A 796-nucleotide genomic window follows, 5' to 3' on the forward strand; every position below is an offset into this window, starting at 1 on the left:
CAGGGCATGACGGGCTCTGAGGGCACCAAGCACACCCGGCGCATGCTCGCCTCGGGCACCAACATCGTGGGCGGGGTCAACCCCCGCAAGGCCGGTCAGAAAGCCGACTTCGACGGCACCGAGGTCCCGGTCTTCGGCACCGTGGCCGAGGGCATGGCCGCCACCGGCGCCGACGTCACCGTCATCTTCGTCCCGCCCAAGTTCTCCCGGGACGCGGTCTTCGAGGCCATCGACGCCGGTATCGGTCTGGCCGTGGTCATCACCGAGGGCATCCCGGTGCACGACACCGCCGCGTTCTGGGCGCACGCCAAGGCCAAGGGCAACAAGACCCGCATCATCGGCCCCAACTGCCCCGGGCTGATCACCCCGGGCCAGTCCAACGCGGGCATCATTCCGGCCGACATCGCCAAGCCGGGCCGGATCGGGCTGGTGTCCAAGTCCGGGACGCTGACGTACCAGATGATGTACGAGTTGCGTGACATCGGTTTCTCCTCGGCGGTGGGCATCGGCGGGGACCCGATCATCGGGACCACGCACATCGACGCGCTGGCGGCGTTCGAGGCCGACCCCGACACCGACGTGATCGTGATGATCGGTGAGATCGGCGGGGACGCCGAGGAGCGTGCGGCGGAGTTCATCCGGGACAACGTGACCAAGCCCGTGGTGGGTTACGTGGCGGGCTTCACGGCTCCGGAGGGCAAGACGATGGGTCACGCGGGCGCGATCGTCTCGGGTTCCTCGGGCACGGCCGCCGCGAAGAAGGAAGCTCTGGAGGCCGTCGGCGTCAAGGTCGGCA

At 68.8% G+C, this 796-nt stretch carries 1 protein-coding gene; it reads left to right on the forward strand.

Going from position 1 to position 796, the window contains the following annotated elements; translation table 11 throughout:
• Positions 1-796, forward strand: a 796-nt coding sequence (gene sucD / locus FYW99_RS31590) for a succinate--CoA ligase subunit alpha (protein WP_150256276.1), incomplete at both ends; no start/stop codon positions are given.

It is taken from the genome of Nocardiopsis deserti, from assembly GCF_008638355.1.
GTDB lineage: Bacteria > Actinomycetota > Actinomycetes > Streptosporangiales > Streptosporangiaceae > Nocardiopsis > Nocardiopsis alborubida.